General features: G+C 69.3%; 24 protein-coding genes and 1 riboswitch. Of the genes, 17 read left to right on the forward strand and 7 right to left on the reverse strand.

Translation table 11 applies throughout. The features are described 5' to 3' along the window. Nucleotides 1-90: 90 nt before the first annotated feature. Nucleotides 91-759 carry a GntR family transcriptional regulator gene (locus HMPREF2914_RS15455; protein WP_003086767.1) on the reverse strand — a complete coding sequence of 223 codons (669 nt, stop codon included), beginning with the start codon at nt 757-759 and terminating at the stop codon, nt 91-93. Nucleotides 760-1,003: 244 nt separating this feature from the next. On the opposite strand from HMPREF2914_RS15455, the gene HMPREF2914_RS15460 reads away from it, so the two are divergent. The 12 genes from HMPREF2914_RS15460 to HMPREF2914_RS15515 all read left to right on the forward strand — a co-directional run bounded on the left by HMPREF2914_RS15460 (nt 1,004) and on the right by HMPREF2914_RS15515 (nt 14,192). Continuing rightward, nucleotides 1,004-3,043: an FUSC family protein gene (locus HMPREF2914_RS15460; protein ID WP_003123102.1), complete on the forward strand. Its 2,040-nt coding sequence runs from the start codon at nt 1,004-1,006 to the stop codon at nt 3,041-3,043. A 47-nt stretch (nt 3,044-3,090) separates the two neighbouring features. Continuing rightward, nucleotides 3,091-3,299: riboswitch (cobalamin riboswitch) on the forward strand. A 95-nt stretch (nt 3,300-3,394) separates the two neighbouring features. Further along, on the forward strand, nt 3,395-5,245 hold the full coding sequence (gene btuB / locus HMPREF2914_RS15465; protein ID WP_023092068.1) for a TonB-dependent vitamin B12 receptor: 1,851 nt from the start codon (nt 3,395-3,397) through the stop codon (nt 5,243-5,245). A 63-nt stretch (nt 5,246-5,308) separates the two neighbouring features. Continuing rightward, nucleotides 5,309-5,920, forward strand: a complete 612-nt coding sequence (gene cobO, locus HMPREF2914_RS15470; RefSeq protein ID WP_003086769.1) for a cob(I)yrinic acid a,c-diamide adenosyltransferase — start codon at nt 5,309-5,311, stop codon at nt 5,918-5,920. A 31-nt stretch (nt 5,921-5,951) separates the two neighbouring features. Beyond that, complete coding sequence (locus tag HMPREF2914_RS15475; protein ID WP_003086772.1) at nt 5,952-7,259, forward strand: cobyrinic acid a,c-diamide synthase CobB; 1,308 nt, start codon at nt 5,952-5,954, stop codon at nt 7,257-7,259. Nucleotide 7,260: 1 nt separating this feature from the next. Next, the gene (bluB, locus tag HMPREF2914_RS15480; protein WP_003082592.1) at nt 7,261-7,917 is read left to right on the forward strand and encodes a 5,6-dimethylbenzimidazole synthase; all 657 of its coding nucleotides are present in this window, start codon (nt 7,261-7,263) and stop codon (nt 7,915-7,917) included. After that, nucleotides 7,914-8,852 carry an adenosylcobinamide-phosphate synthase CbiB gene (gene cbiB / locus HMPREF2914_RS15485; RefSeq protein WP_003111871.1) on the forward strand — a complete coding sequence of 313 codons (939 nt, stop codon included), beginning with the start codon at nt 7,914-7,916 and terminating at the stop codon, nt 8,850-8,852. Before bluB ends, cbiB begins: the two co-directional genes overlap by 4 nt. Continuing rightward, nucleotides 8,845-9,840 carry a threonine-phosphate decarboxylase CobD gene (gene cobD, locus HMPREF2914_RS15490; protein WP_003133501.1) on the forward strand — a complete coding sequence of 332 codons (996 nt, stop codon included), beginning with the start codon at nt 8,845-8,847 and terminating at the stop codon, nt 9,838-9,840. The genes cbiB and cobD overlap by 8 nt, the downstream gene beginning before the upstream one ends. Further along, nucleotides 9,833-11,305 carry a cobyric acid synthase gene (locus HMPREF2914_RS15495; RefSeq protein WP_023092067.1) on the forward strand — a complete coding sequence of 491 codons (1,473 nt, stop codon included), beginning with the start codon at nt 9,833-9,835 and terminating at the stop codon, nt 11,303-11,305. Before cobD ends, HMPREF2914_RS15495 begins: the two co-directional genes overlap by 8 nt. Further along, nucleotides 11,298-11,819 (forward strand): bifunctional adenosylcobinamide kinase/adenosylcobinamide-phosphate guanylyltransferase, encoded by a 522-nt coding sequence (gene cobU / locus HMPREF2914_RS15500; RefSeq protein WP_023092066.1) that lies wholly within the window; start codon nt 11,298-11,300, stop codon nt 11,817-11,819. The genes HMPREF2914_RS15495 and cobU overlap by 8 nt, the downstream gene beginning before the upstream one ends. Beyond that, nucleotides 11,816-12,871: a nicotinate-nucleotide--dimethylbenzimidazole phosphoribosyltransferase gene (gene cobT / locus HMPREF2914_RS15505; protein WP_023092065.1), complete on the forward strand. Its 1,056-nt coding sequence runs from the start codon at nt 11,816-11,818 to the stop codon at nt 12,869-12,871. Before cobU ends, cobT begins: the two co-directional genes overlap by 4 nt. Beyond that, nucleotides 12,868-13,452: an alpha-ribazole phosphatase family protein gene (gene cobC, locus HMPREF2914_RS15510; RefSeq protein WP_003133498.1), complete on the forward strand. Its 585-nt coding sequence runs from the start codon at nt 12,868-12,870 to the stop codon at nt 13,450-13,452. The genes cobT and cobC overlap by 4 nt, the downstream gene beginning before the upstream one ends. Before the next feature lie 2 nt (nt 13,453-13,454). Then, nucleotides 13,455-14,192, forward strand: a complete 738-nt coding sequence (locus tag HMPREF2914_RS15515; RefSeq protein WP_003082605.1) for an adenosylcobinamide-GDP ribazoletransferase — start codon at nt 13,455-13,457, stop codon at nt 14,190-14,192. Here HMPREF2914_RS15515 and HMPREF2914_RS15520 read toward each other — a convergent pair. Continuing rightward, entirely contained in the window at nt 14,155-15,660 is a 1,506-nt protein-coding gene (locus tag HMPREF2914_RS15520) for an MFS transporter (protein WP_023092064.1), read from the reverse strand. The two genes, HMPREF2914_RS15515 and HMPREF2914_RS15520, sit on opposite strands and share 38 nt — an antisense overlap. Before the next feature lie 118 nt (nt 15,661-15,778). Between HMPREF2914_RS15520 and HMPREF2914_RS15525 the strand changes: the two genes are divergently transcribed. Beyond that, entirely contained in the window at nt 15,779-16,339 is a 561-nt protein-coding gene (locus tag HMPREF2914_RS15525) for a TetR/AcrR family transcriptional regulator (protein ID WP_003109279.1), read from the forward strand. A 30-nt stretch (nt 16,340-16,369) separates the two neighbouring features. Here HMPREF2914_RS15525 and HMPREF2914_RS15530 read toward each other — a convergent pair whose 3' ends face one another. Beyond that, nucleotides 16,370-18,190: an acyl-CoA dehydrogenase C-terminal domain-containing protein gene (locus HMPREF2914_RS15530; protein WP_023092063.1), complete on the reverse strand. Its 1,821-nt coding sequence runs from the start codon at nt 18,188-18,190 to the stop codon at nt 16,370-16,372. Nucleotides 18,191-18,320: 130 nt separating this feature from the next. On the opposite strand from HMPREF2914_RS15530, the gene HMPREF2914_RS15535 reads away from it, so the two are divergent. From HMPREF2914_RS15535 to HMPREF2914_RS15545, 3 genes are all read left to right on the forward strand, one after another. Then, nucleotides 18,321-18,770 (forward strand): MarR family winged helix-turn-helix transcriptional regulator, encoded by a 450-nt coding sequence (locus HMPREF2914_RS15535; RefSeq protein ID WP_010895547.1) that lies wholly within the window; start codon nt 18,321-18,323, stop codon nt 18,768-18,770. 73 nt (nt 18,771-18,843) lie between these two features. Further along, nucleotides 18,844-20,043 (forward strand): MFS transporter, encoded by a 1,200-nt coding sequence (locus tag HMPREF2914_RS15540; RefSeq protein ID WP_023092062.1) that lies wholly within the window; start codon nt 18,844-18,846, stop codon nt 20,041-20,043. A gap of 164 nt (nt 20,044-20,207) precedes the next feature. Next, nucleotides 20,208-20,762: a glutathione peroxidase gene (locus tag HMPREF2914_RS15545; RefSeq protein WP_003082631.1), complete on the forward strand. Its 555-nt coding sequence runs from the start codon at nt 20,208-20,210 to the stop codon at nt 20,760-20,762. A 58-nt stretch (nt 20,763-20,820) separates the two neighbouring features. On the opposite strand, the gene HMPREF2914_RS15550 is transcribed toward HMPREF2914_RS15545, so the two are convergent. The 3 genes from HMPREF2914_RS15550 to HMPREF2914_RS15560 all read right to left on the reverse strand — a co-directional run bounded on the left by HMPREF2914_RS15550 (nt 20,821) and on the right by HMPREF2914_RS15560 (nt 23,595). Then, nucleotides 20,821-22,095 (reverse strand): outer membrane protein transport protein, encoded by a 1,275-nt coding sequence (locus HMPREF2914_RS15550; protein ID WP_003133490.1) that lies wholly within the window; start codon nt 22,093-22,095, stop codon nt 20,821-20,823. A gap of 205 nt (nt 22,096-22,300) precedes the next feature. Continuing rightward, entirely contained in the window at nt 22,301-22,780 is a 480-nt protein-coding gene (locus HMPREF2914_RS15555; protein ID WP_003082640.1) for a hypothetical protein, read from the reverse strand. Between the two features lie 221 nt (nt 22,781-23,001). After that, entirely contained in the window at nt 23,002-23,595 is a 594-nt protein-coding gene (locus tag HMPREF2914_RS15560; protein ID WP_023092061.1) for a TetR family transcriptional regulator, read from the reverse strand. Between the two features lie 111 nt (nt 23,596-23,706). On the opposite strand from HMPREF2914_RS15560, the gene HMPREF2914_RS15565 reads away from it, so the two are divergent. Beyond that, nucleotides 23,707-24,546, forward strand: a complete 840-nt coding sequence (locus HMPREF2914_RS15565; RefSeq protein ID WP_019484325.1) for an alpha/beta hydrolase family protein — start codon at nt 23,707-23,709, stop codon at nt 24,544-24,546. A gap of 21 nt (nt 24,547-24,567) precedes the next feature. Here the strand turns inward: HMPREF2914_RS15565 and HMPREF2914_RS15570 are convergent, their stop codons facing one another. After that, the gene (locus tag HMPREF2914_RS15570; RefSeq protein ID WP_003109274.1) at nt 24,568-25,422 is read right to left on the reverse strand and encodes a sulfurtransferase; all 855 of its coding nucleotides are present in this window, start codon (nt 25,420-25,422) and stop codon (nt 24,568-24,570) included. Nucleotides 25,423-25,770: the final 348 nt, after the last annotated feature.

Here is a 25,770-nt window from a genome sequence, read left to right on the forward strand (position 1 = left end):
GCGCCACAGGGTGGCGTTTCGGCGGGGCGGGGCGCTTGAGGGTTTTCGCTCAGGCGGATGACGAAAGCGGCATAGCTGGGATGGCCCGGCTCAGGTGCTGGCCGGGCGGTTCGGCAGGTGTTCGTAGAGGGTCCGGCAGACCCCGACGATATGTGCCTCGATCAGTGCCGCGGCCCGTTCGGCATCGCCGGCGCGACAGGCGGCGACGATCTCGCGGTGTTCCTGGTCGGCGCGCTGCTTGCCTTCGGACAGGCTCATCTGCATGCGCAGGTAACGTTCCAGCTTGTCGTGGATGGAGCGGATCAGGTTGACCAGGAACGGCCGCTGTGCCGGTTCGTAGAGGCAGGCGTGCAGTTGCCAGTTGAGTTCGGCCCAGCGGCCGACGTTGTCTTCGCCGACGAAGTCGGCGCAGATCGCCTCGGCGCGGGCGAAGGTGGTCTCGTCCATGTTCGGCACCGCCAGGCGGATCGCCTGCGCCTCGAGCAGCACCCGCACTTCGAACATCTGCGCCAGTTCCGGTTCGGAAATACGCGTCACCACCGCGCCCTTGTTGCGCTGGAACAGCACCAGGCCTTCCGCCTCCAGGCGCTTGAGGGCCTCGCGGACGGGAATCTTGCTGACATTGAAGAGTTGCGCGATGTCGTCCTGGCGGATCGGTTCGTCCTCGGCGAAATGCCCGGCGATGATCGCTTCGCGCAGGTGCTTGGCGATGATCTCGGAGGCCGAGGGGGCGATGCCCAGGTTAGGGGCGTTGAGCATGGAGAGAGGCAAGCGGGGCAACCTGCGTGGCGTTGGGAACGTGCGGGATATTGTATACGAACGTTCGGCGGCTGCCGCTGCCGGTTGGCGCCTTCTGCGCAGGCGTGTTGGTCGGCTTCAGTGGGCCTCCGTGGCGCATGTTTCGCAGGGCGAAACGCTCTTCCGGAAAGTTCGCGGAGAGGCTGGACAATAGAAAATTAGCTTGCTAATAATTCGCTCGCTCATGTATTTCGGGGCGTCCGCGATGGCCAAGCCTTCCTTCTTTTCCTCCGACCTGGTGCAGGTGCTGCTGTGCCCGCGCCTGCACGAACTGCAGTTCGCCGTGAAGGCCCTGCTGGCCGGCGGGTTGGCCCTGTACCTGGCCTTCAGCCTGGAGCTGGAGCAGCCGCAATGGGCATTGATGACGGTGTTCGTGGTCAGCCAGCCCTATAGCGGCATGGTCCTGGCCAAGGGCATGTTCCGCCTGATCGGCACCTGCGCCGGTGCGCTGGTGTCCATCGGCATGGTCGCGCTCTATGGCCAGGCATCGCTGCCCTTCCTCCTGCTGATGGCGCTCTGGCTGGCGTTCTGCACCGCCGGCGCGTCGCTGCTGCACAACCATGCGTCCTACGGTTTCGTCCTGGCCGGCTACACCGCGGCGATCGTCGCCCTGCCGGCCAGCGCCGATCCGGCGACGGTGTTCGACCAGGCGGTGGCCCGCTGCTCGGAGATCGGCCTGGGCATCCTCTGCGCGGCGCTGGTGAATGTGCTGCTCTGGCCGCGGCGCCTGGAACGCCAGTTGGCGAACCAGGGCAAGGCGGCCTGGGAGGCCGGCTTGCAGGCGGCCGCGGCGGAGCTGCGCGGCGCCGACGAACGCGGCGAGCTGCTCGCGGCGCTGGGGCGGATCGCCGCGGCGGACGCCCAGCGCGACCACGCCTGGTTCGAGGGCGCGCTCGGCCGCGCCCGTTCCCAGGCCTTGCGCGTGCTTGGCCTCGACCTGCTCGGCCTGCTGCGCGCGGCGCGCAAGGTGGCTCGCGAGCGGAGGCTGCTCGATCCGGCCAGCGCGCACGCCTTGCAGCCCTGGCTGGAAGAACTCGAGGCACTGTTGCGCGAGGGCCGCCAGGCCGAGTTCGAGGCCTGCCGGCAGCGCTTGCGCCTGGCGCTGGACGCGGCGCACGGACAGTTGCACCTGTGCCTGGTCTGCCTCGAACGCCTGCTCGGCGAGGCGAGGGCGGCCGGGCGTAGCGTCGAGGCGCTGGTCTATGGCGCGCCCACCCGCCAGGCGCCGGGCGCCATCGCCTGGCACCGGGACATCGAGCGCGGCGTGCTGTTCGGCCTGCGCAGCGCCCTGGCGTTCCTCTGCGTAGCCGCGTTCTGGCTGGCCAGCGCCTGGCCGAGCGGGTTGGGCGCGGTGTCGATCACCGGCGTGGTGCTGAGTCTCTTCGCCAGCCGCGACAACCCGGCCCAGGCCGGCCTGAACTTCCTTCGCGGGATTCTCCTGTCGATCCCGCTGGCCGGCTTCGTCGCACTGTTCTACCTGCCCGGCGTGGACGGCTTCCCGCTGCTCTGCCTGGGCCTGGGCGTACCGCTGTTCTTCGCCGCGCTGTGCGTGAACCGGGCGAGCCTGGCCGGGATCGCCTCGCCGTTCTGCATCTTCTTCGTGAAGAACGTCGCGCCGAGCAACAGCATGAGCTACGACCTCGCGCACTTCCTCAACAACGCCCTGTCGACGGTGCTTGGGGTGGCCTTCGCCGTGCTGGTGTTCAACCTGGTCAGCCTGCGGCCGGGCGAACGCCATTACCGGCGCATGCTGCAGGCCACCCTCGGCGACCTGGCGCGGCTCACCCTGCGCTCGCCGGCGCAGGCCGAGGCCTGGTTCGGCGGGCGCACCGCGGATCGCCTGATCCGCCTGGCGCAGCGCTACGACCGTTTACCGGAGGGGCGCCGCCAGCCCTGGTCGGACGGCCTGATGGGACTCGACTTCGGCGACGAGCTGCTCTACCTGCGGCAGTGCCTGGAGGAGGTCCCGGCGTCCCTGGCGCAGGCCCGCGACCGTTACCTGCGGCGCCTGCGCCTGGCGCTGCTGGGCGATGGCCCGCGGGCCGAGCGTGAACACGCCCTCGACCCGCCGACCGCGCGCCTGCTCAAGGCCCTGGCCGCCAGCCCGCTGGCCGGCAGCGAACGCGGCGAGCTGGCCGGCGCCGCGCTGGTGCAGTTGCAGGCCACCTGGCGGCAGTGGTGCCGCAGCCATGCTCCGGCCGGGACGGCGCTGCGCGCGGACCCGCTCCCCGGAGCCGGGCGCTAGTTCTGCGGTGGCCGGCCACATTGACCGCGCAAGCCCCGAACCACTAAGCTGCGCGCCTTGCGACAGGTGCCCCGCAAGGGGTGAAACAGGGAAGCTGGTGCGTTCCGTCGGAACCAGGCCAGCGCTGCCCCCGCAACGGTAGGCGAATCAGACAGCCGCTCGATGACCACTGTGCTCCGGCATGGGAAGGCGCGGCTGGAAGCGTCCAGCGCTTCGCTCGCGAGCCCGGAGACCGGCCTGACGCACCCACGGCATCGCGGAGGGCGCTGTCGGACGTCTCCTGCCGTCGCTTCGTCCTCCGTCTGCCTCAACCCAGGTCGCGCGGGTGAGAGCGACGGAGCAGCGCAGAGCATGAACAGAGTTTTCCTGACCCCGGCAGCCGTGGCGCTGTGCGGCGCGTCTTCCCTGAGTCTGGCCGAACCGGTCAGCCTTGCCGACCAGGTGGTGACCGCCACCCGTACCGCCCAGACCGCTTCCCAGAGCCTGGCGGCGGTGAGCGTCATCGACCGCGAGGATATCGAGCGCAGCCAGGCGCGCAGCGTGCCGGAGCTGTTGCGCCAGGTACCCGGCGTGTCGCTGGCGAACAACGGCGGTTTCGGCAAGAACACCACGCTGTTCCTGCGCGGCACCGAGTCCGACCATGTGCTGGTGCTGATCGACGGCATCAAGGTCGGCTCGGCCAGCGCCGGCCTCACCGCGTTCCAGGATTTGCCGGTGGAGCTGATCGAGCGCATCGAGGTGGTCCGCGGGCCGCGTTCCAGCCTGTACGGCTCGGAGGCCATCGGCGGGGTGATCCAGATCTTCACCCGGCGCGGCGACGGCCAGGGCGCCAAGCCGTTCTTCTCCGCCGGTTACGGCACCCATCAGACCCTGGAGGGTAGCGCCGGGGTCAGCGGCGGCGCCGGCAACGGCTGGTACAGCCTCGGGGTGAGCAGCTTCGATACGGCGGGGATCAATACCAAGCGCGCCGGTACTGCGGGCTATGAGCCAGACCGCGACGGCTACCGCAACCTGTCCGGCAACCTGCGCGGCGGCTATCGCTTCGACAATGGCCTGGAACTCGACGGCACCCTGCTCAGGGCCAAGTCGCACAACGACTATGACCAGGTCTTCGGCAACTCCGGTTTCAATGCCAACGCCGACGGCGAGCAGAACCTGGTCGGCGGCCGTGCCCGCTTCACTCCGTTCGATCCCTGGCTGGTGACCCTCCAGGCCGGGCGCAGCGAGGACAAGGCTGATGCCTATCAGGATGGCCGTTTCTACTCGCGCTTCGATACCCGTCGCGACAGCCTGTCCTGGCAGAACGACCTGACCCTGGCCGAAGGCCATGTGCTGACCCTCGGCTACGACTGGCAGAAGGACGAGATCAGCAGCAGCGAAGCCTTCAGCGTCGACTCGCGGCTGAACAAAGGCTGGTTCGCCCAGTACCTCGGCCGGTACGGTCGCCAGGATTGGCAACTGAGCCTGCGCCGCGACGACAACCAGCAGTTCGGCGTGCACGATACCGGCAGCGCCGCCTGGGGCTACGCGCTGAGCGACGCGCTGCGCTTCACCGTCAGCTACGGCACGGCGTTCAAGGCGCCGACCTTCAACGAACTCTACTACCCCGACTACGGCAATCCCGACCTGGACGCCGAGACTTCGCGCAGCCTGGAAGTCGGGCTGAGCGGTACGCATGGCTGGGGGCACTGGGCGGTGAATGCCTTCCGTACCAACGTCGACGACCTGATCGGCAACGATCCGCGTCCGGCGCCGGGGCGCCCCTGGGGGCAGCCGAACAACATCGACGAAGCGCGCATCCGTGGCGTCGAACTGGTCCTCGGCAGCCAGTGGCTGGGCTGGGACTGGAACGCCAACGCGACCTTCCTCGACCCGCAAAACCGTTCCGGCGGCGTCAACGACGGCAACGAGCTGCCGCGCCGGGCGCGGCGGATGTTCAACCTGGAACTGGACCGGCGCTTCGAGCGTCTTTCGCTGGGCGCCAGCGTGCACGCCGAAGGCCGACGCTATGATGACCCGGCCAACGAGGTGCGCCTGGGCGGCTACGCCACCCTCGACCTGCGCAGCGAGTACCGGCTGAACGACGAATGGCGCCTGCAGGGCCGGATCGCCAACCTGTTCGGTGCCGACTACGAAACCGCGTATGGCTACAACCAGCCTGGCCAGGCGGTCTACCTCAGCGTGCGCTACCAGGCTCTGTGAGGCCGGGTATTTCGAATGAACAAGGCGACGGCGCGGCCGCGTCGCCGCAAGGAGTGATCGACGATGAACGAATCCCCCGAGAAGGACCAGCGCCACCGCGAGCGGATGGAGCGCAAGAAGGCCGTGGTCGACGAGAAGATCGCCCAGGCCCGCGACGAACGCGGCGTGCTCCTGGTGCATAGCGGCAACGGCAAGGGCAAGAGCAGCTCGGCCTTCGGTATGGTCGCGCGGGCCCTGGGCCATGGCATGAAGGTCGGTGTCGTGCAGTTCATCAAGGGCGCCGCCAGCACCGGCGAGGAAGCCTTCTTCCGGCGCTTCCCCGAGGAAGTCAGCTATCACGTGATGGGCGAGGGCTTCACCTGGGAGACCCAGGACCGCCAGCGCGACATCGCCAAGGCCGAGGCGGCCTGGAAGGTCGCCGCGCAATTGCTGGCCGACCCGGACGTTGGCCTGGTAGTGCTGGACGAACTGAACATCGCCCTCAAGCACGGCTACCTGGAACTGGACAGGGTCCTCGCCGACATCCAGGCGCGCCCGGCCATGCAGCATGTGGTGGTGACCGGCCGCGGCGCGCAGCCGGGGATGATCGAGGCCGCCGACACGGTGACCGAGATGAGCCTGGTCAAGCACGCGTTCAAGGCCGGGATCAAGGCGCAGAAAGGAGTGGAGTTCTGATGCCGGCGCCGTGCGCGGAGACGCTTCGCCCATGACCCAGGCACGCTGTCCGGCCCTGCTGATCGCCGCCCCGGCCTCCGGCCAGGGCAAGACCACCGTCACCGCCGCCCTGGCCCGCCTGCATGCGCGTCAGGGGCGACGGGTGCGGGTGTTCAAGTGCGGGCCGGACTTCCTCGACCCGATGATCCTCGCCCGCGCCTCCGGCGCGCCGGTCTACCAGCTCGACCTGTGGATGGTCGGCGAGGCCGAAGCGCGACGCCTGCTGGCGCGGGCCGCCGGCGAGGCCGACCTGATCCTCATCGAAGGGGTGATGGGCCTGTTCGATGGCAACCCCTCGGCGGCAGACCTGGCGCGGCGTTTCGGCGTGCCGGTGCTGGGAGTGATCAACGGCGCGGCGATGGCCCAGACCTTCGGCGCCCTGGCCTACGGCCTGGCGCATTTCCAGCCGGACCTGCCGTTTTCCGGAGTGCTCGGCAACCGCGTCGGCAGCCAACGCCACAGCGACATCCTGCGCGATTGCCTGCCGCCCGGCATGCGCTGGTTCGGCGGTCTGCCGCGCTCGGCCGAATTCGAATTGCCGAGCCGCCACCTGGGCCTGGTCCAGGCCGAGGAACTGGCCGATCTCGATGTGCGCCTGGACGCCGCCGCCGACGCCTTGCGGGCCAGCGCCGAGACCGACCTGCCGGAGCCGGTGACCTTCGAGGTGCCCGCTCCGGCGCCGCTGCAACGTAGCCTGGAAGGCGTGCGCATCGGCGTGGCCCGCGACGCCTCGTTCGCCTTCCTCTACCAGGCCAATCTCGACCTGCTGCGCGAACTCGGCGCCGAACTGGCGTTCTTCTCGCCGCTGCAGGACCAGGCGTTGCCCGCCGTGGACAGCCTGTACCTGCCGGGCGGCTATCCCGAACTGCACCTGGGGCGCCTGCAGGGCAATCGCGCCATGGCCGAGGCGATCCGAGCCCACCATGCCGCCGGCAAGCCGCTGCTGGCCGAGTGCGGCGGCATGCTCTACCTGCTCGACTGCCTGGAAGACGCCGACGGCGAGCGCGGCGAACTGCTCGGCCTGCTGCCGGGCCGGGCGCGCCTGCAGAAGCGCCTGACCGCCCTGGCCTTGCAGGAGGTCGAGCTGCCGGAAGGGCGGCTGCGCGGGCATACCTTCCATCACTCGACCCTCGACTGCGCCGTCGAGCCTCTGGCCCGTGGCGTCTGCCCGAACGGCCGGAACACGGCGGAGGCGGTGTTCCGTCTTGGCCGGCTGACGGCTTCCTATATCCATTTCTACCTGCCTTCCAACCCGCAGGCCGCCGCTGCGTTGCTGGCGCCCGCGCGAGACGCCGACTGACATGTCCGATTCTTCCCACGCCTTCAGCGCCACGGAACGCGCCGCCGTCTACCGGGCCATCGCCGAGCGCCGCGACATGCGCCACTTCAGCGGCGGCAGCGTGGCGCCGGAGCTGCTCGCGCGGCTGCTGGAGGCCGCACACCAGGCGCCCAGCGTCGGCCTGATGCAACCCTGGCGCTTCATCCGTATCACCGAGCCGGCGTTGCGCCGGGCCATCCACGGGCTGGTCGAGGAGGAACGCGGACGCACCGCCGAAGCCCTCGGCGAGCGCTCCGACGAGTTCATGCGGCTCAAGGTCGAGGGCGTGCTGGATTGCGCCGAACTGCTGGTCGCCGCCCTGATGGACGACCGCGAACGCCATGTGTTCGGTCGCCGGACCCTGCCGCAGATGGACCTGGCGTCGCTCGCCTGCGCGATCCAGAACCTCTGGCTGGCCAGTCGCGCCGAGGGCCTGGGGATGGGCTGGGTGTCGCTGTTCGATCCGGCCGCGCTGGGCGAGTTGCTCGGCCTGCCGCCCGGCAGCGAGGCGGTGGCGGTGCTCTGCCTGGGCCCGGTGGCGGAGTTCTACCCGGCGCCGATGCTGGCGCTGGAGGGTTGGAGCGAACCGCGTCCGCTGGCCGAGCTGGTCTACCAGAACCGTTGGGGCGAGCGAGCATGAGCGCACTGCTGGGTATCCTCGGCGTGGCGCTGGATGCGCGCTTCGGCGAGCCGCAGGGCTGGCACCCGCTGGTCGCCTTCGGCCGCCTGGCCGATCGCCTGGAGCGCCGTTTCAACCGCTCGCGCCTGGCCGGCGAGGGCGATCCCGGGGTCGGCTGGCGCAGCCACGGGGTGACCGCCTGGGTCCTCGCGGTACTGCCGCTGACCCTGCTGGCCTGGGCGCTCGCTGAACTTCCCTACCTCGGCTGGCTGGTCCAGGCCCTGGCGCTGTACGCCGCGCTCGGCCTGCGCAGCCTCGGCGAGCACGCCGAACCGGTGGCGCTGGCCTTGCGCGCCGGCGACCTGGACGAGGCGCGGCGACGTGTCGGCTACCTGGTCAGCCGCGATACCCGCGAGCTGGACCAGGCCGGGGTCGCCCGCGCGGCCACCGAATCGGTACTGGAGAACGGCAGCGACGCGGTCTACGCCGCGCTGTTCTGGTTCGCCGTGGCCGGCGCGCCGGGGGTGGTGCTGTATCGCCTGAGCAATACCCTGGACGCGATGTGGGGCTACCGCAACGCGCGCTTCGAGCGCTTCGGCTGGGCCGCGGCGAAGATCGACGACATCCTCAACTACCTGCCGGCGCGGCTGGTGGCGCTGACCTACGCGCTGCTCGGCGGCACCCGCCAGGCCCTGCGCTGCTGGCGAGAGCAGGCGCCGCAATGGGACAGCCCCAACGCCGGCCCGGTGATGGCCGCCGGCGCCGGTGCGCTGGGCGTGTCCCTGGGCGGCGCGGCGATCTACCACGGCGAGCTGCACCAGCGGCCGCTCCTCGGCAGCGGCCCGCAGCCGCAGGGCCGCGACATCTATCGGGCCCTGGCGCTGGTGCGCCAGGGCGTGCTGCTCTGGCTGCTGGTGCTGGCCGGACTCTGGGCCATGGGGTGGCTGCATGCTTGAACACGGAGGGCGGTTGCGCGAGGCGGCGCGCCGCTACGACATTCCGCTGGCGGACTGGCTGGACCTGTCCACCGGCATCGCGCCCTGGCCGTTTCCGCTGCCGGCGATCCCCGAGCAGGCCTGGACCCGCCTGCCGGAGAGCGACGACGGCCTGGAAGCCGCCGCCTGCCTCTACTACGGCGCCGAACGGGTATTGCCGCTGGCCGGCAGCCAGGCGGCGATCCAGGCCCTGCCAAGGTTGCGGCGGGGCGGGCGGGTCGGCGTCCTGTCGCCGTGCTATGCCGAGCACGCCCACGCCTGGCGCCAGGCCGGGCACCTGGTGCGGGAGATCGGCGAGGCCGAGGTCGAGCCCTATCTCGACAGCCTCGACGTGCTGCTGGTGGTCAACCCGAACAACCCCACCGGGCGGGTCTTCGAGCCCGCCGAGCTGCTGGCCTGGCATGCCCGCCTGCAACGTCGCGGCGGCTGGCTGCTGGTCGACGAGGCGTTCATGGACTGTACCCCGCAGTCGAGCCTGGCGGCCTGTAGCAACCGGCCCGGATTGATCGTGCTGCGCTCGTTCGGCAAGTTCTTCGGCCTGGCCGGTGCGCGGCTCGGCTTCGCCCTCGGCGAACGGCCGCTGTTGCAGGCGCTGGCCGAGCAGCTCGGTCCGTGGACGGTCAATGGCCCGGTGCGCCATGTGGCCCAGAGTGCCTTGCGCGACCGCCAGCAACAGCGCCAGCAGCGCGAGCGCCTGCTGGCCGCCAGCCAGCGCCTGGAGGAACTGCTGCGCCGCCACGGCTGGCCGCCGGCGGGCGGCAGCGCGCTGTTCCAGCGCCTGGTCGATCCACGCTGCGCGGCGTTGCACGACTACCTGGCGCGGCGCGGCATCCTCACCCGCCAATTCGAGCAGCCGGCCAGCCTGCGCCTCGGCCTGCCCGCCGACGAGGCCGCCTGGGCCCGGCTCGATGCCGCGCTGCTCGGCTTCAAGGAGCCTGCTCATGAGTGATCGCGGACGGACCCTGATGGTCCAGGGCACCACCTCGGACGCCGGCAAGAGCACCCTGGTGACCGCGCTGTGCCGCTGGCTGGCCCGGCGCGGCGTCGCGGTGGTGCCGTTCAAGCCGCAGAACATGGCGCTGAACAGCGCGGTCACCGCCGACGGCGGCGAGATCGGCCGCGCCCAGGCGGTCCAGGCCCAGGCCTGCCGGCTGGCGCCGCACACCGACATGAACCCGGTGCTGCTCAAGCCGAACACCGACATCGGCGCCCAGGTGATCATCCATGGCCGCGCGGTGACCAGCATGGACGCCGCCGCCTACCACGACTACAAGCGCGTGGCGATGGAAGCGGTGCTGGCTTCCCATGGGCGGCTCGCCGCCGCCTACCGGGTGGTGATGGTGGAGGGCGCCGGCTCGCCGGCGGAGATCAACCTGCGCGCCAACGACATCGCCAACATGGGCTTCGCCGAAGCGGTGGATTGCCCGGTGATCCTGGTCGCCGATATCGACCGCGGCGGGGTCTTCGCCCACCTGGTCGGCACCCTGGAACTGCTCTCCGACTCGGAGCGGGAGCGGGTCAAAGGCTTCGTCATCAATCGCTTCCGCGGCGACATCGCCCTGCTGCAACCCGGCCTCGACTGGCTGGAGGCGCGCACCGGCAAGCCGGTGCTCGGCGTGCTGCCCTATGTCAGCGACCTGCACCTGGAGGCGGAGGACGCCATCGACACGCGCCAGGCGGCCAAGGTCGGGCCGCGCCTGAAGGTGGTGGTGCCGGTGCTGCCGAGGATCAGCAACCACACCGATTTCGATCCGCTGCGCCTGCACCCCCAGGTCGAGTTGAGCTTCGTCGGCCCCGGCCAGGCGCTGCCGTCGGCGGACCTGATCGTCCTGCCCGGCTCGAAGAGCGTGCGCGCCGACCTCGCGGCGCTGCGCGAGCGTGGCTGGGACGAGGCGATCCTCCGTCACCTGCGCTACGGCGGTCGCCTGCTGGGGATCTGCGGCGGCCTGCAGATGCTCGGCGAGCGCCTGCACGATCCGCTCGGCCTGGAAGGCGCGGCCGGCAGCAGCGCTGGCCTCGGCCTGCTGGCGTTGGAAACGACCCTGGAGGCGGACAAGCAATTGCGCAACGTACAGGGCCGCCTGAGCCTGGAGGACGCGCCGCTGTCGGGCTACGAGATCCATGCCGGAGTCACCCGTGGCGAAGCCCTGGCGCGGCCGGCGGTGGTGCTCGACGATGGCCGCGCGGATGGTGCCCGCAGCGTCGACGGGAACGTCATGGGCACCTACCTGCATGGCCTGTTCGAATCCACCGCGGCCTGTTCGGCGTTGCTGCGCTGGGCCGGCCTGCTCGAGGTCCAGGCGGTGGACTACCAGGCCTTGCGCGAACGCGACATCGAGCGGCTCGCCGACCTGGTCGAGCGCCACCTGGATACCGGGCGATTGCTCGCCCTCTGCGGAGAACCCCATGCGTGACCTGATCCTTGGCGGCGCCCGTTCCGGCAAGAGCCGCCTGGCCGAGCGCCTGGCCGCCGAGAGCGGGCTGGCGGTGAGCTACATCGCCACCGCCCAGGCCGGCGACGGCGAAATGGGCCGGCGCATCGCCGAGCACCGCGCGCGCCGCCCGGCCCACTGGCGAACCCTGGAAGAGCCCCTGGCGCTGGCGGCGACGCTGCGCAGCGAGGCCGAGGCCGGACGCTGCCTGCTGGTCGACTGCCTGACCCTGTGGCTGACCAACCTGCTGCTCTGCGACGATCCCCAGCGTCTCGACGGCGAGCGCGAGGCGCTGCTGGAATGTCTCGGCGCGCTGCCGGGACGGATCATCCTGGTCAGCAACGAAACCGGGCTCGGCGTGGTGCCGCTGGGCGAACTCAGCCGGCGCTACGTCGACGAGGCCGGCTGGCTGCACCAGGCCCTCGCCGAACGCTGCGAGCGGGTGACCTTCACCGTCGCCGGCCTGCCCATGCCGTTGAAAGGAGAACCGCTATGAGTCTGCAATGGTGGCGCGACACCTGCCGCGAGGCGGACCCGCAGATGCGCCGGCGCGCGGCCGAACGCCAGGACCGGTTGACCAAGCCGCGCGGCTCGCTGGGCCGCCTGGAGCAGGTGGCGATCGACCTGGCGGCGTTGCAGGGGCGCGAACGACCGAGCCTGGAGAGGCTCTGGGTGACGGTCTTCGCCGGCGACCACGGGGTAGTCGCCGAGGGCGTCTCGGCCTATCCGCAGGCGGTCACCGGCGAGATGCTGCGCAACTTCGTCCGCGGCGGCGCGGCGATCAGCGTGCTGGCGCGCGAACTCGGTGCCGGCCTGGAGGTGGTCGACCTGGGCACCGCCGTCCCCCTGGAAGCCTTGCCCGGCGTGCGCCACCTGCGCCTGGCGGCGGGTACCGCGAACTTCGTCGAGGCCCCGGCGATGGGCGCCGAACAGTGCCTGCTGGCGCTCGAGGCCGGGCGCGAAAGCGTGCGCCGCGCCGAGCAGGCCGGCAGCCAGCTGTTCATCGGCGGCGAGATGGGCATCGGCAATACCACTGCGGCGGCGGCCATGGCCTGCGCGCTGCTGGATGCGCCGGTGAGCGCGCTGGTCGGGCCGGGAACCGGGCTGGACGCCAGCGGCGTGGCGCACAAGGCCGCGGTGATCGAGCGTGCCCTGGCCCTGCACGGCGCCCATCGCGCCGACCCCTTCGAAACCCTCCGCCGTCTCGGTGGGCTGGAGATCGCCGCGCTGGCCGGTGCCTACCTGGCCTGCGCGCAGAAAGGCATGGTCGCCCTGGTCGACGGCTACATCTGCAGCGTCGCGGCGCTCTGCGCGGTGCGCCTGAACCCGGCCTGCCGCGACTGGCTGCTGTTCGCCCACAGCGGTGCCGAACCGGGCCATCGGCATGTGCTCGAAGCCCTGGCGGCGCAACCGCTGCTCGATCTCGGCCTGCGCCTGGGCGAGGGCAGCGGCGCGGCGCTGGCGGTGCCGCTGCTGCGCCAGGCCTGCGCGCTGCACGCGGGGATGGCGACCTTCGCCGAAGCGGCGGTCTCGGACCGCCCGGCATGAGCCTGCGCCTGGACCTCCTGCGGCATGGCGAAACCGAGTCCGGCGGCGGTTTCCGCGGCAGCCTCGACGACGCCTTGACCGCGCGTGGCTGGGCGCAGATGCGCACGGCGGTGGAAGGCGGACGCTGGGACCTGCTGGTCAGCTCGCCATTGCAACGTTGCCGCGCCTTCGCCGAGGAACTGGCGCAGCGCCAGGGGATCGAGCTGGAACTGGAAAACGATCTGCGCGAATTGCATTTCGGCGCTTGGGAGGGGCGCTCGGCGGCCAGCCTGATGGACGGCCACAGCGAGGCGCTCGGCCGCTTCTGGGCCGATCCCTACGCCTTTACCCCGCCGGGCGGCGAGCCGCTGTCCGAGTTCGAGGCGCGGGTGCTGGCCGCCCAGCGACGCCTGCGCCAGCGTCACGCCGGCCGTCGTGTGCTGCTGGTGACCCATGGCGGCGTCATCCGTCTGTTGCTCGCTCGCGCCCGTGGCTTGCCGCGCGAGCGCTTGCTGCAGGTGGACGTCGGTCATGGCGCACTGTTCGGCCTGCGCGCCGGAGAGGGCGACGATCGCTGGCACGAATGCCGGGAAGGGGAATAGCCATGCGCGAAGCCTTGCGCTCACTGCTGGTCGCCTTGCAGTTCCTCACCCGCCTGCCGGTGCGCCTGTCGGCGATGCCGACGCCGGAACAGTTCGGCCGCGCGGTGCTCTGCTATCCACTGGTCGGCGTGCTGATCGGCGTCGTGCTGTACGCCGCGGCGCGGTCGCTCGACGGTACGCCGCCGCTGTTGCAGGCAGCCTTGCTGCTGAGCCTGTGGGTAGCGCTGAGCGGCGCGCTGCACCTAGACGGCCTGGCCGACATGGCGGACGCCTGGATCGGCGGGCTGGGCGACCGCGAGCGGACCTTGGCGATCATGAAGGACCCGCGCAGCGGCCCGGTGGCGGTGGTGGTCCTGGTACTGGTCCTGTTGTTGAAGTTCTCCGCCCTGGCGGCGCTGCTCGGCCAGGGCGAGGCCGGGTTGTTGCCGCTGGCTCCGTGGCTGGCGCGCAGCAGCCTGCCGCTGCTGTTCCTGACCACGCCCTACGCGCGCCCCGGCGGCCTCGGCCAGGCCATCGCCGAGCACCTGCCGGCGCGCAGCCTGCCGTGGGTGCTGGGGGTGAGTTTCGGCCTGGCCCTGGCGTTCGGCCTGGCCGGCCTGCTGGCGTTGCTGGTGACGCTGATGCTCTTCGCCTGGCTGCGCAGCCGTTTCCTCGCGCGCCTCGGCGGCACCACCGGGGACACCGCCGGCGCGTTGGTCGAACTTACCGAGTGTGCGGTGCTGGTGGCGCTGGCTCTGTAGCCGGACGCGGCTGGCGCAGGACCGCCATGGCGCTGAGGAAGAGCAGCGCGGCGGCGGCCAGCAGCACGGCGACGAAGGCCTGGTCGAAAGCCTGCCGGGCAAGCTCGACGAGCCGCGACGCGACCTCCGGCGCCAGGCCCTCGGCGACCAACAGGGCGTCGTCGAGGCTGTCGCGGACCCGCGCCGGCAGCTCGGCCGAGGGCAGCCTCAGCGACATCCCGTAGACTAAACTCATCAGGCTGCCGAGCAGGGTCACGCCGATCACCCCGCCCAGTTCGTAGGACACGTCTTCGATGGCGGCCGCCATTCCGGAACTCTGTTCGTCCACGTTGAGCATCACCGCGGTGGAGGCGGCGGTCATCGCGCCGCCGAAGCCGACGCCGAGCAGCACCAGGCTGGCCAGTTGCGCTCCGGTGGCGGACTGGTAGGACAGGGCCAGGCCGAGCAATCCGGCGCTGCCGAGCAGCAGGGAGGCGCACATCACCCGGTTCTCGCCCCAGCGCGGCACCAGCCAGCCGGCCAGCGGCCCGACCACCAGCGAGGCCAGCGGGATCGGCAGGACGAACAGGCCGGCCTTCAGCGGCGTCAGGCCCTGCACCAGTTGCAGGTGCTGGCTGAACACCAGTTCCATGCCGACCAGCGCCATGGTCGCCACCAGGGCCACCGCGACGCCGCGGGCGAAGCGCCGGTTGCGGAACAGCGCGAAGTCGATCATCGGTTCGCGGGCGCGGCGCTGGCGGCGGACGAACAGGTACAGGCAGAGCATGCCGCCGAGCGCGGCCAGGACGGCCAGCCCGAAGTCCGGGGCGCGCGCACTGAGTTCCTTGATCGCATAGACCACCCCGACCAGGCCGAACATCACCTGCAGCGAGCCGAGGGCGTCCCATGGTCGCCGCGACTGGCCGCCGCAGGCGGGGATGGCCGGCAGCGCCAGCAACAGGGCGATGGCCACCACCGGGACGTTGATGAGGAACACCGAGCCCCACCAGAAGAACTCCAGCAGCACGCCGCCGACCACCGGCCCCAGCGCCGCGCCGGCAGAGGCGACGGAGGCCCAGATGCCGATGGCCAGGGCGCGTTCGCGTTCGTCCTGGAAGACATGGCGGACGATCGACAGGGTCGCCGGCATCATCAGCGCCGCGCCCACCGCCAAGCCGGCGCGGGCGGCGATCAGCGCCGTGGCGGTGGGGGCGAAGGCGGCGCACAGCGAGGCCAGGCCGAACAACGGCAGGCCGGCGAGGAACAGCCGCTTGTGGCCAAGGCGGTCGCTGAGCAAACCGGCGCCGGGCAGCAGGCCGGCGACCACCAGCGGATAGGCGTTGACGATCCAGAGCTTCTCCGTGGCCGTCGCGCCGAGGTCGTGGGTCAGGCGCGGCAGGGCCGTGTAGAGCACGGTCATGTCGATGATGATGAGGAACAGGGCGCTGGAGACGATGGCCAGGACCAGCCAGCGGTTCTGCCGGAACATGGGATAACCTCTGTGGCGAACGGTTCTTCGCTCGCCGTGGATAACGGGAATTGCGCGCCACGGGCGGACGCGTGAAAATATAAATACATACGTATGGATTTAAACTCAAGAGGTAGCCATGGGACGCCGACGAACGATCGACCGCGACCAGTTGCTCGATGCCGCCGAGGCGGTGATCGCCCGCGAGGGCGCGGCCGGCCTGACCATCGATGCGGTGGCGAAGGAAATGGGCATCACCAAGGGCGGCGTGCAGTACTGCTTCGGTACCAAGGACGCGCTGATCGACGCGATCTTCGAGCGCTGGGGCAAGGCCTACGACAGCCTGTTCGAAGCGGTGGCGGGGAAGCAGCCGACGCCGCTGACGCGGGTTCGCGCGCATGCCGAGGCGACCCAGCGTTCGGACGAGTTGTCCAGCAGCAAGGCGGCGGCGCTGATGGCGGCGCTGATCCAGACGCCCGAGCACCTGGAGGGCAGCAACCAGTGGTATCGCAGCCGGTTGGAAGGCCTGGACCTGTCCGCACCCGAGGGGCGCCGTGCGCGCCTGGCGTTCCTGGCGGTGGAGGGCGCCTTCATGTTGCGCTACTTCCGCCTGATGGACATTGGCCAGGACGAGTGGGACTCGATGCTCGACGACGTCCGTGCGTTGTTGCTGACGGCGGCTGGCGCCAGCGGAGACTGAGGCTCCGCTGGCGCGCTGCGGGTGGTCGCCTCAGTCGAAGGCGAAGTGCTCGCTCTTCAGGTCCATGATCGAACCGGTCGGCTTCGCCATCGCCGCCGCGTGGCCCTTGGCGCGCGGAAGCAGGCGGGCGAAGTAGAACTCGCTGGTGGCGATCTTGGCCTTGTAGAAGTCCGCCGACTCGCTGCCGCCCTGGCGCAGTCGCCGGCGCGCAGCGGCTTCCTGGAGGGCCCAGGAATAGGCCAGCGTGGCGTAGCCGGAGAACATCAGATAGTCGTGGCTGGCGGTGCTCACCAGATCGCGTTGCTTGCGCGCGGTGAGGGCAATGCGCAGGGTCAGCAGGTTCCATTGGGCGCAGAGCTTGAGCAGCACCAGGGCGCGGCCGCGCATGCGCGGCTCGTTCTTCAGCAGGTCGACGGCGAACCGGGCCACATCCCTGGTGAAGTCGCGCACGGCCTTGCCCTGGGTCATCAGCAGGACCTTGCGGCCGAGCAGGTCGAGGGCCTGGATGCCGGTGGTGCCTTCGTAGAGGGTGGCGATCCGCGCGTCGCGGACGATCTGCTCCATGCCGTGTTCGCGGATATAGCCGTGGCCGCCGAACACCTGCATGCCGAGGTTAGCGCTTTCCAGGCCGAGTTCGGTCAGGCAGCCCTTGAGGATCGGCGTGAGGAAGCCGAGCTTGTCGTCCCAGCGTTCGTATTCGGCGTCGTCCTTGCTGAGGATGCCCTGGATCATCCGGTCGGCGTACTGGGTGGCCAGGTAGACCAGCGCCCGGCCGCCTTCGGCGATGGCTTTCTGGGTCAGCAGCATGCGCCGCACGTCACCGTGGTGCATCAGGCTGTCGGCGACCTGGTCGGGTTCCTTGGTCCCGGAGAGCGCGCGCATGGAGCGGCGTTCGCGGGCGTAGGCGAGGGCGCCCTGGTAGGCCAGCTCGGCGGTGGCCACGCCCTGGATGGCGGTGCCGATGCGGGCGCTGTTCATGAAGGTGAACATGCATTCCAGACCCTTGTTCGGCGGTCCGATGAGGAAGCCGGTGGCGCCGTCGAAGTTCATCACGCAGGTGGCCGAGGCCTTGATCCCCATCTTCTTCTCCAGCGCGCCGCAACTCACGCCGTTGCGCGGGCCGAGCGCGCCGCCTTCGCCGGGAAGGAACTTGGGCACGATGAACAGGGAAATGCCGCGGGTGCCCTTCGGTGCGTCCGGCAGGCGGGCGAGGACGATGTGGACGATGTTCTCGGTCAGGTCGTGTTCGCCGGAAGAGATGAATATCTTCGTCCCGCTGATGGCGTAGCTACCGTCGGGGTTGGCCTCGGCGCGGGTCTTCACCTGGCCGAGATCGGTGCCGCACTGCGGCTCGGTGAGGCACATGGTGCCGCCCCAGCGGCCCTCGGTGAGCGGAACCAGGTAGGTCTGCTTCTGTTCCTCGGTGCCGTGCTGCATCAGGGTGTTCATCGCGCCGAGGGAGAGGCCGGGATACATGGAGAACGGCCAGTTGGCTGTGCCCATCATCTCCTGCTTGAGCGCGCCGAGGCTCATCGGCAGGCCCTGACCACCGTACTCCACCGGGTGCGAGAGGCCCTGCCAGCCGCCGGCGACATAGGCCTCGTAGGCTTCCTTGTAGCCCTTCGGCGTCCGTACTTCGCCGTTCTCCAGGTGGCAGCCTTCCTCGTCGCCGCTGTGGTAGAGCGGGGCGATCACTTCCTCGCAGAGCTTCGCGCATTCGCCGAGGATCGCATCGACCATGTCCGGCGTGGCTTCGGCTCCGTTGACCAGGTTGCGGTAATGCTCGGGGAAATCGAAGACTTCGTTGAGCAGGAAGCGCGTGTCGCGCAGCGGGGCTTTGTAAACGGGCATGGCTACCTCGGCGATGGATGGAGGGCGCCGGGTGCTCCCGGTCGCCGCTGACAGCGCGAGTTATAGGCCAGCGCCCGGCGTCCGGCCTTGGCAGGGGCAACAGACGGCGTTGGCAGTTCGGACAATCCGCTTGACCGACGAGAGGTACGGGTATATACACGCATCCATGCTACCGACCCAATGCCTCTGTACCAAACTGCGTCGCGCCGCCCGCAGCGTTTCCCGCTTCTACGACGAGGCGCTGGCCGATACCGGCCTCAAGGTGGCGCAGTTTTCCCTGCTGCGGCACCTGCGGCGCCTGGACCGGCCGAGCATTTCCGAACTCGCCGAAGCCATGGGACTCGACCGCAGCACCCTCGGTCGCAACCTGCGGGTGCTGGAAGGCGACGGCCTGCTGCGCCTGACCGGTGGCGAGGACCAGCGCAACCGCCTGGTCGAGCTGACGCCTGCCGGGCTGGATGCCCTGGAGCGCGGAACGCCGGCCTGGGAAGACGCGCAGCGGCGTCTCGCCGGGCGCCTTGGCGAGGAGCGCAGCGGCGCCTTGGCGGCGTTGCTGGCGGAACTGGAGCGACTGGACTGACAACCGACGAAGCCTCTCGCCGAGGCGCTTCGTTCACGATAAAGCGGGTATATACCCGTAGATGGAGCGACCCATGCCGCGTGCCGCCTTCTGGATCCTGCTGTCCGGAGCCCTGATCCTCGCCCTGTCCCTCGGCGTGCGACATGGCTTCGGCCTGTTCCTCGCGCCGATGAGCGCCGACTTCGGCTGGGGCCGCGAAGTCTTCGCCTTCGCCATCGCCTTGCAGAACCTGGTCTGGGGCCTGGCCCAGCCGTTCACCGGGGCGCTCGCCGACCGCTACGGCGCGGCGCGGGCGGTGCTGGTGGGGGGCCTGCTGTACGCCCTCGGCCTGGTCCTGATGGGACTCTCGCAGTCGGCCAGTGGGCTGTCGCTGAGCGCCGGCCTGCTGATCGGCCTGGGCCTTTCCGGCACCTCGTTCTCGGTGATCCTCGGCGCCGTCGGCCGCGCAGTGCCGGCGGAGCAGCGCAGCATGGCGATGGGTATCTCCAGCGCGGCCGGCTCCTTCGGCCAGTTCGCCATGCTGCCCGGTACCCTCGGCCTGATCGGCTGGCTGGGCTGGTCCTCGGCCCTGCTCGCCCTGGGCCTGCTGGTGGCGCTGATCGTGCCGCTGGCCGGGCTGATGAAGGATCGCCCGTTGCCGCCGCAGGGCCACGAACAGAGCCTCGGCGAAGCGCTGCGCGAGGCCTGCGCGCATTCCGGGTTCTGGCTGCTGGCGCTGGGCTTCTTCGTCTGCGGCTTCCAGGTGGTGTTCATCGGCGTACACCTGCCGGCCTACCTGGTCGACCAGCACCTGCCGGCGCAGGTCGGCACCACGGTGCTGGCGCTGGTCGGGCTGTTCAACGTGTTCGGCACCTACATCGCCGGCTGGCTCGGCGGGCGCTGGTCGAAGCCGCGCCTGCTGACCGCGCTGTACCTGGTGCGCGGGGTAGTGATCGTGCTGTTTCTCTGGCTGCCGCTGAGCGTCTACAGCGCCTACGCCTTCGGCGTGGCCATGGGGCTGCTGTGGCTGTCCACGGTGCCCCTGACCAACGGCACCGTGGCGACCCTGTTCGGCGTGCGCAACCTGTCGATGCTCGGCGGCATCGTGTTCCTCTTCCACCAGTTGGGCGCCTTCCTCGGCGGCTGGTTGGGCGGGGTGGTCTACGACCACACCGGCAGCTACGACCTGGTCTGGCAGTTGTCGATCCTGCTAAGCCTGCTCGCGGCGCTGCTCAACTGGCCGGTGCGCGAGCGTCCGGTGGCGCGCCTGCAGGTGGCCGGAGGCGCGGCGTGAAGCTGGCCTGGCTGCTCGCCGCCGGGGCGCTGCTGGGACTCGCCTGGTGGGGCTGGCAGCGTGGCGGACTGGCGCTGCTGGAACTGGGCATGGGCGCATGCTGATAGGTGGCGATAGGCGCGGGGAAGGGTAAGCTGGGACATTCGTCGCCAAGGAGCCATTCCATGAAACCTCGCGTGCTGTTGTCCGTCCTGGCGCTCGCCGGGCTGCCGCTGAGCGGCTGGGCCGCCGATTGCCCGGAACTGTTGCAGGGCCAGTTGACCAAGCTGCGTTCCAAGGAAAGCATCGATCTTTGCCAGCGTTACGCCGGCAAGCCGCTGGTGGTGGTCAACACTGCCAGCCACTGTGGCTTCACCCCGCAGTTCAAGGGGCTCGAGGCGCTCTACCAGCGTTACAAGGGGCAGGGCCTGGAAGTGCTCGGGGTACCTTCCGACGACTTCAAGCAGGAAGCCGCGGATACCGCCGAGACCGCGAAGATCTGCTATGGCAACTACGGCGTGACCTTCGCCATGACCCAGCCGCAGCACGTGCGCGGCGACGAGGCGATCCCGCTGTTCCGCCAGTTGGCCGAGCAGAGCGGCCAGGCGCCGCGCTGGAATTTCTACAAGTACGTGGTGGATCGCCAGGGCAGGGTGGTCGCGCAGTTCTCCAGCAAGACCACCCCGGACGATCCGCAGCTCCAGGCTGCCATCGAGAAGGCCATCGCCAGCCAGCCCTGAGGGTCGGCCAGGCATGAAAAAGCCGGGCAATGCCCGGCTTTTTCGTTGGCGCGTGCGATCAGAAACGATAGGTGACCTGGGCGGTCAGGCCATGCGCGCTGTTGTCGTACTTGGCGCTGTAGGCCGGCTGCAGGGCGCTGCCTTCCTGGTTGACGCCGGCGGTGGTTTCCCACAGGTAGGCGTAGGCCACGTCGACGGTCAGGTCCTGGTTCGGCGACCAGCCGGCACCGACGGTGAAGACCTTGCGGTCGCCCACCGGGATGCGCACGTTGCGGTCCTCGTTGGTGGTCGGCGAGGGCTCGTAGGCAAAGCCGGTACGCAGCACCCACTCCGGGGTGGCCTGGTAGGAGGTACCTACCGAGAAGGACCAGGTGTCGCGCCAGTTCAGGTCTTCGCCGATGGTGTTGAAGCCCAGGGCCTGGCCGAGCGCCGGTACGCCGCTGTTGCGCACTTCGATCTTCTCCAGGCGGCTCCAGCGGGTCCAGACGGCGCCCAGGTAGCCCGTCCACTTGTCGTCGAACTTGTGGGTGATGGAGGTATCCACCGATTCCGGCAGGGTGATGTCCAGCTTGGCGTCGTACTTGCCGTTCAGGCCCAGGGCACCCGGAGCGTTCTTCACTTCGGTGTTGCCGCCCAGGTGGTACTTGACCTTGGAGTGGTAGGTCAGGCCCCAGGTGGTGTCGTCGGTCAGGTCGACCATCACGCCGACGTTGTAGCCGATGGCGGTGTCGTCGCCCTTGATGTTGATCTTGGTATCGCCGTTGCTGCCGAGCAGGCCATTGGTGGCCAGGGTGTTCTTCAACTGGCCGTCGATGCGGTTGAAGGTCGGACCGAAGCCGACGGAAACCTTGTCGTTGATCTTCCAGGCGATGGTCGGCTGCACGGTGATCACCTGCACCTTGCTATAGGAGCCGTGGGAGCTGCCCATGAAGCCGTTTTCGTAATCGTTGATGATGCCGTAGGGCACGTAGATGCCCAGGCCGAAAGTGAAATCTTCGTTGATCGGCGTGGAGAAGTAGCCGAACGGTACGGCGGCCAGCGGTACCGAGTCGCCCTTGTTGCTGCCCTGGGCGGTGCTGTGGGCCTGGCTGATGTCGTCCTTGGCCTTGACGATGGCCAGACCGCCGCTGACTTCGGTGCGTTTCAGCTTGGACAGGCCGGCCGGGTTGCCGTAGATGGTGCTGGCATCGAGCGCGGACGAGGCGCGGCCGGCGTAGGCGGTGCCGGCGCCGCTGGCGCTCTGTTCGTTGATGGCGATGCCGTTGGCGAGGGTGTAGGTGGAGACAGCGCTAATGGTCAGTGCGAGAGAGGTTTTAAACCATATTGTTTTCATTGTTGGAGCAACTCCTGTGTATAACGGCGCGCAAACTACCAAGATTCCCAGACCGGCGCCAGTGTTCCGAAGTTCCGCAGGGTGCGGAACAGAGCGGTTGGCTCCGGTGCCAGTGAAGCGAAGGTAGCGCAACCGTTCGTGTCTGTATGTAAAAAATTTTCTGACCGGTTGGTCTGTTTCGGACGCGGGATTTTTCCATTCGCCGTCAGGCGACCTGGCTGAGGCTGCCGATGCAGCGTTGCCAGGCGTCGATGAACTCGTGCAGGCGACCGTGCGGCTGGAATACCTGGCGCCACACGCGAGCCTGGGCGAGGTGATCGTGCTGGTCGGGCAGCGGCAGTCGCGCGGCTTCCACCAGCGACCAGGCGATGGCCGTGCTGTAGCGCAGGTTCACCGTCAGTTCCAGGTGCGGCGCGGCAAGGAAGGCATGCTGGCTGGCCAGGCCGCGGACCCGGCTGGCGCGCTCCGGGTCCAGCGCCAGGTACTGGTCCCAGAGCTGCTGGTGGCGTTCGCTGGCGATCCGGTACAGGCCGTGGCCACGGCGGTCGTCGAGGGCGCTCCCCAGCGCCGACTGGCAGGCCGCCGCGCCCAGCAGCAGCGCTTCGGCGGCGGGGCTGTGGCAGGACAGGTAGTCCAGGGTCGGGCGTATCACGTGCTGGCAAAGATCGTTGGCGGAAATACCCATGACGGCCTCGCGCAAGGTGGATCGGCGGGGCCGGGCAGTTTGGCAGCTTCTATTCCGATGGCCCCGCCGATAGCGGACTTAGCCGCTTGATTTGAAGTGTAGTGAAACAAGTCAGCTGTAAAGGACTGTTTTTAAATTGTTTCCAGCTTTAGAGAACGGCTGATATGCCCGCTGGAAATTAAACCGGCGCGTCCTTGCTTCGCTTGTGCTGGGCGGCATACTCAGCCCCTGCGCAGGCTGTAGAGGAAGTCGCGGAGGATGGCTTTCACTTCATTGGCCGCTTGCCGCTTGTTGCGTGCATCGCGAAGACTCATCGCGGCCTGGGTAAGGAAGCCGTAGAGCTGGCCGACCAGGGTTTCCCGGCGGTAGTCCTTGAGTTCGCCACTGGCCGCCAGTTCGTCCACCAGGCGCCCGACGTAGCGCAGCGTATGGCGCGAGTCGATGCGTTTCCATCGCTCCCAGCCGACGACCGTGATCACCTCCTGCAGCGACAGTTGCCGCTTGCCGCGCGCCATCACGCTGTCGATGAAGGCCTCGGCCAGCGCGGCGGCCTCCGCCCACTTGTCGACATGCGCCGGCACCCTGTCCAGGTCCTCGGCGATCGTCCGTACCTGGCGTTCGTAGCATTCGGCGAGCAGTTCCTGCTTGCTGCCGAAGTGGTGGTAGAACGCGCCCTTGGTCACGCGCGCCTCGCGGGCGATGGCGTCGATGGAGACGCCGCCGTAGCCATGTTCGATGAAGGCGGAGAGGGCGCTTTCCAGCAGTGCCTCGCGGGTCGCCTCGGCATTTTCCTGCTGCCTGCTCTTGACATTCATACTGTTGCCTTCTTACATACCGTCGGTATGTTCATGCTAGCACGCCTGGCGATCCGTCGAGCATTGCGTCCGTCCCGGCTGCTCGAACCCGCACGGCAAAGGAGAGCGCGAATGAGTACCGCAGTGGAGATCGCCTGCCGTGACGGCGTGCGCCTGGCCGGCGACCACTTCCCGGCCGTCGGCGATGCGCAGGGGAGCATCGTGGTGGCCTGCGCGCTCGGCGTCAGGCGCGCCTTCTACCAGCGCTTCGCCGTCCTGGCCGCGGCTTCCGGCTACGAGGTGCTGTTGTTCAGCTACCGCGGCAGCGAAGGCGACGACCCTGCCGTGGCTAGCTATCGCCTGGCCGACTGGGGACGCGAGGACATCGATGCGGCGCTGGCCTGGTGCCGAGCGCGCGCGCCGGAGCTACCGCGCTATTTCGTCGGTCACAGCATCGGCGCGCAGTTGCTCGGTCTGGCTGGACAGGCCAGCGGATTGAGCGGCGCCGCGTTCGTCGCCGGTTCGTTTCCGTACTGGAGGCGCTGGCGAGGCAGGCAACGCTGGCAGATGTTCGGCCTGTTCTGCGTGGCGGTGCCGCTACTGACCGGACTGCTCCGACGCTTTCCCAGTCGTTTCTTCGGCCTCGGCAGCCTGGATATGCCGAGTCATTTCATGCGCGACTGGGCGCGCTGGGTGCGGCAGCCGGACTACCTCCTGGCACCGCGCTTCGGATTGCAGCGGCAGGGTTACGAGGCGCTGGACATCCCCGTCGCCAGCTTCCTGTTCGAGGACGACGACTACGTGCCCTGGGCTGCGGCGGAAAAGCTTCACCTGGTCTATGCCGCGGCGCACCTGGAGTTACGTCGCAAGGGACGGGCCGAGGGGGCGGTCGGGCATTTCGGGCTGTTCCGCAACGAGGCGTTGCAGAAGGAGTTGCTCGACTACTTCAGGAAGCTGCCCGACGCGGCGTAAGCCGCGTCCGAGCGTATGGCGTCAGTCGCCGGTGGCGACCGGGCGGCGCGGGTCGGTGATCCACTCGCTCCACGAGCCGGCGTAGAGGCGCGGAAGCGGGAAGCCGGCGAGGCTCAGGGCGAACAGGTTGTGGCAGGCGGTGACGCCGGAGCCGCAGTAGGCGACCAGCTCGTCCACCGGGCGACCGCGCAGCAGGGCGGAGAACCGCTGGTGCAATTGTTCCGGCGGAAGGAAGCGGCCGTCGCTGCCGAGGTTGTCGGTGAAGGCGGCGCACTGGGCACCGGGAATGTGTCCGGCGACCGGATCTATGGGCTCGACTTCGCCACGGAAGCGCGGCTGCGCGCGAGCATCGAGCAGCGCCAGTCCGGGTTGGCCCAGTTGGGCCTGGAGGGTGGCGGCGTCGATCAACAGCGAGGCATCGGGCTGGCCCTGGAAATCGCCGGGTCGAAGACTGCTTTCGCCATTGGTCAGTGCCAGCCCCGCAGCCTTCCAGGCCGCCAGGCCGCCATCGAGGAGGTAGACCCCATCGCGCTTGCCCAGCCAATGCAACAGCCACCAGGCGCGGGCGGCGAATGCGCCGGGGCCGTCGTCGTAGAGCACCACCTGGCTATCCTGGCGCAGGCCCCAGGCTTGTAGCTTGAGCGCTAGCTCGGCGGGATCCGGCAGCGGATGGCGACCGGTCACGCCCTTGCGCACGGGAGCGGAAAGATCCCGTTCGAGGTCGGCAAAATGCGCGCCGGGAATGTGGTTCTCCTGATAGACGCGGGCACCGTAGGACGGGTCTTCGAGGGCGAAACGGCAGTCGAGGACCAGCAGGTCGGGTTCGCTGAGGCGGGCGGCCAGTTGTTGCGCGGTCAGCAGTTGGGCGGACGACATCGCGGACTCCTTGGGTCGGGAAGCAAAGCCGGTGGCGGATGGGTGGATCATGCCCCTTGGACCGCGTCGCGTCATCCCGGCGTCGCGCGGCGAGGCGGAGAAATGGCGAAAGGAAAGGGCCGGCTCCAGGCGAGGAAGATTCCTACTCGGTCATCAGCCTCGCCCGGCAGCGGGGGATTTGTCCAGACATGCAGAATCGGCTCGTTCCGAGATACCCGCTCCTGTGTTCTATCCCTCGGAACGCTTGTCCGATTGGCTTGGCCCGGCGCTTGCGCCGGGCTTTTTTTCGCCTCTGTCCCGACCGCACCGCTTGCCTATCCATCCCGGGCCGCCTGCCGTAATGGTTGG

The organism is Pseudomonas sp. HMSC067G02 (genome assembly GCF_001813485.1).
In the GTDB taxonomy this organism is placed as follows: Bacteria; Pseudomonadota; Gammaproteobacteria; order Pseudomonadales; family Pseudomonadaceae; genus Pseudomonas; species Pseudomonas aeruginosa.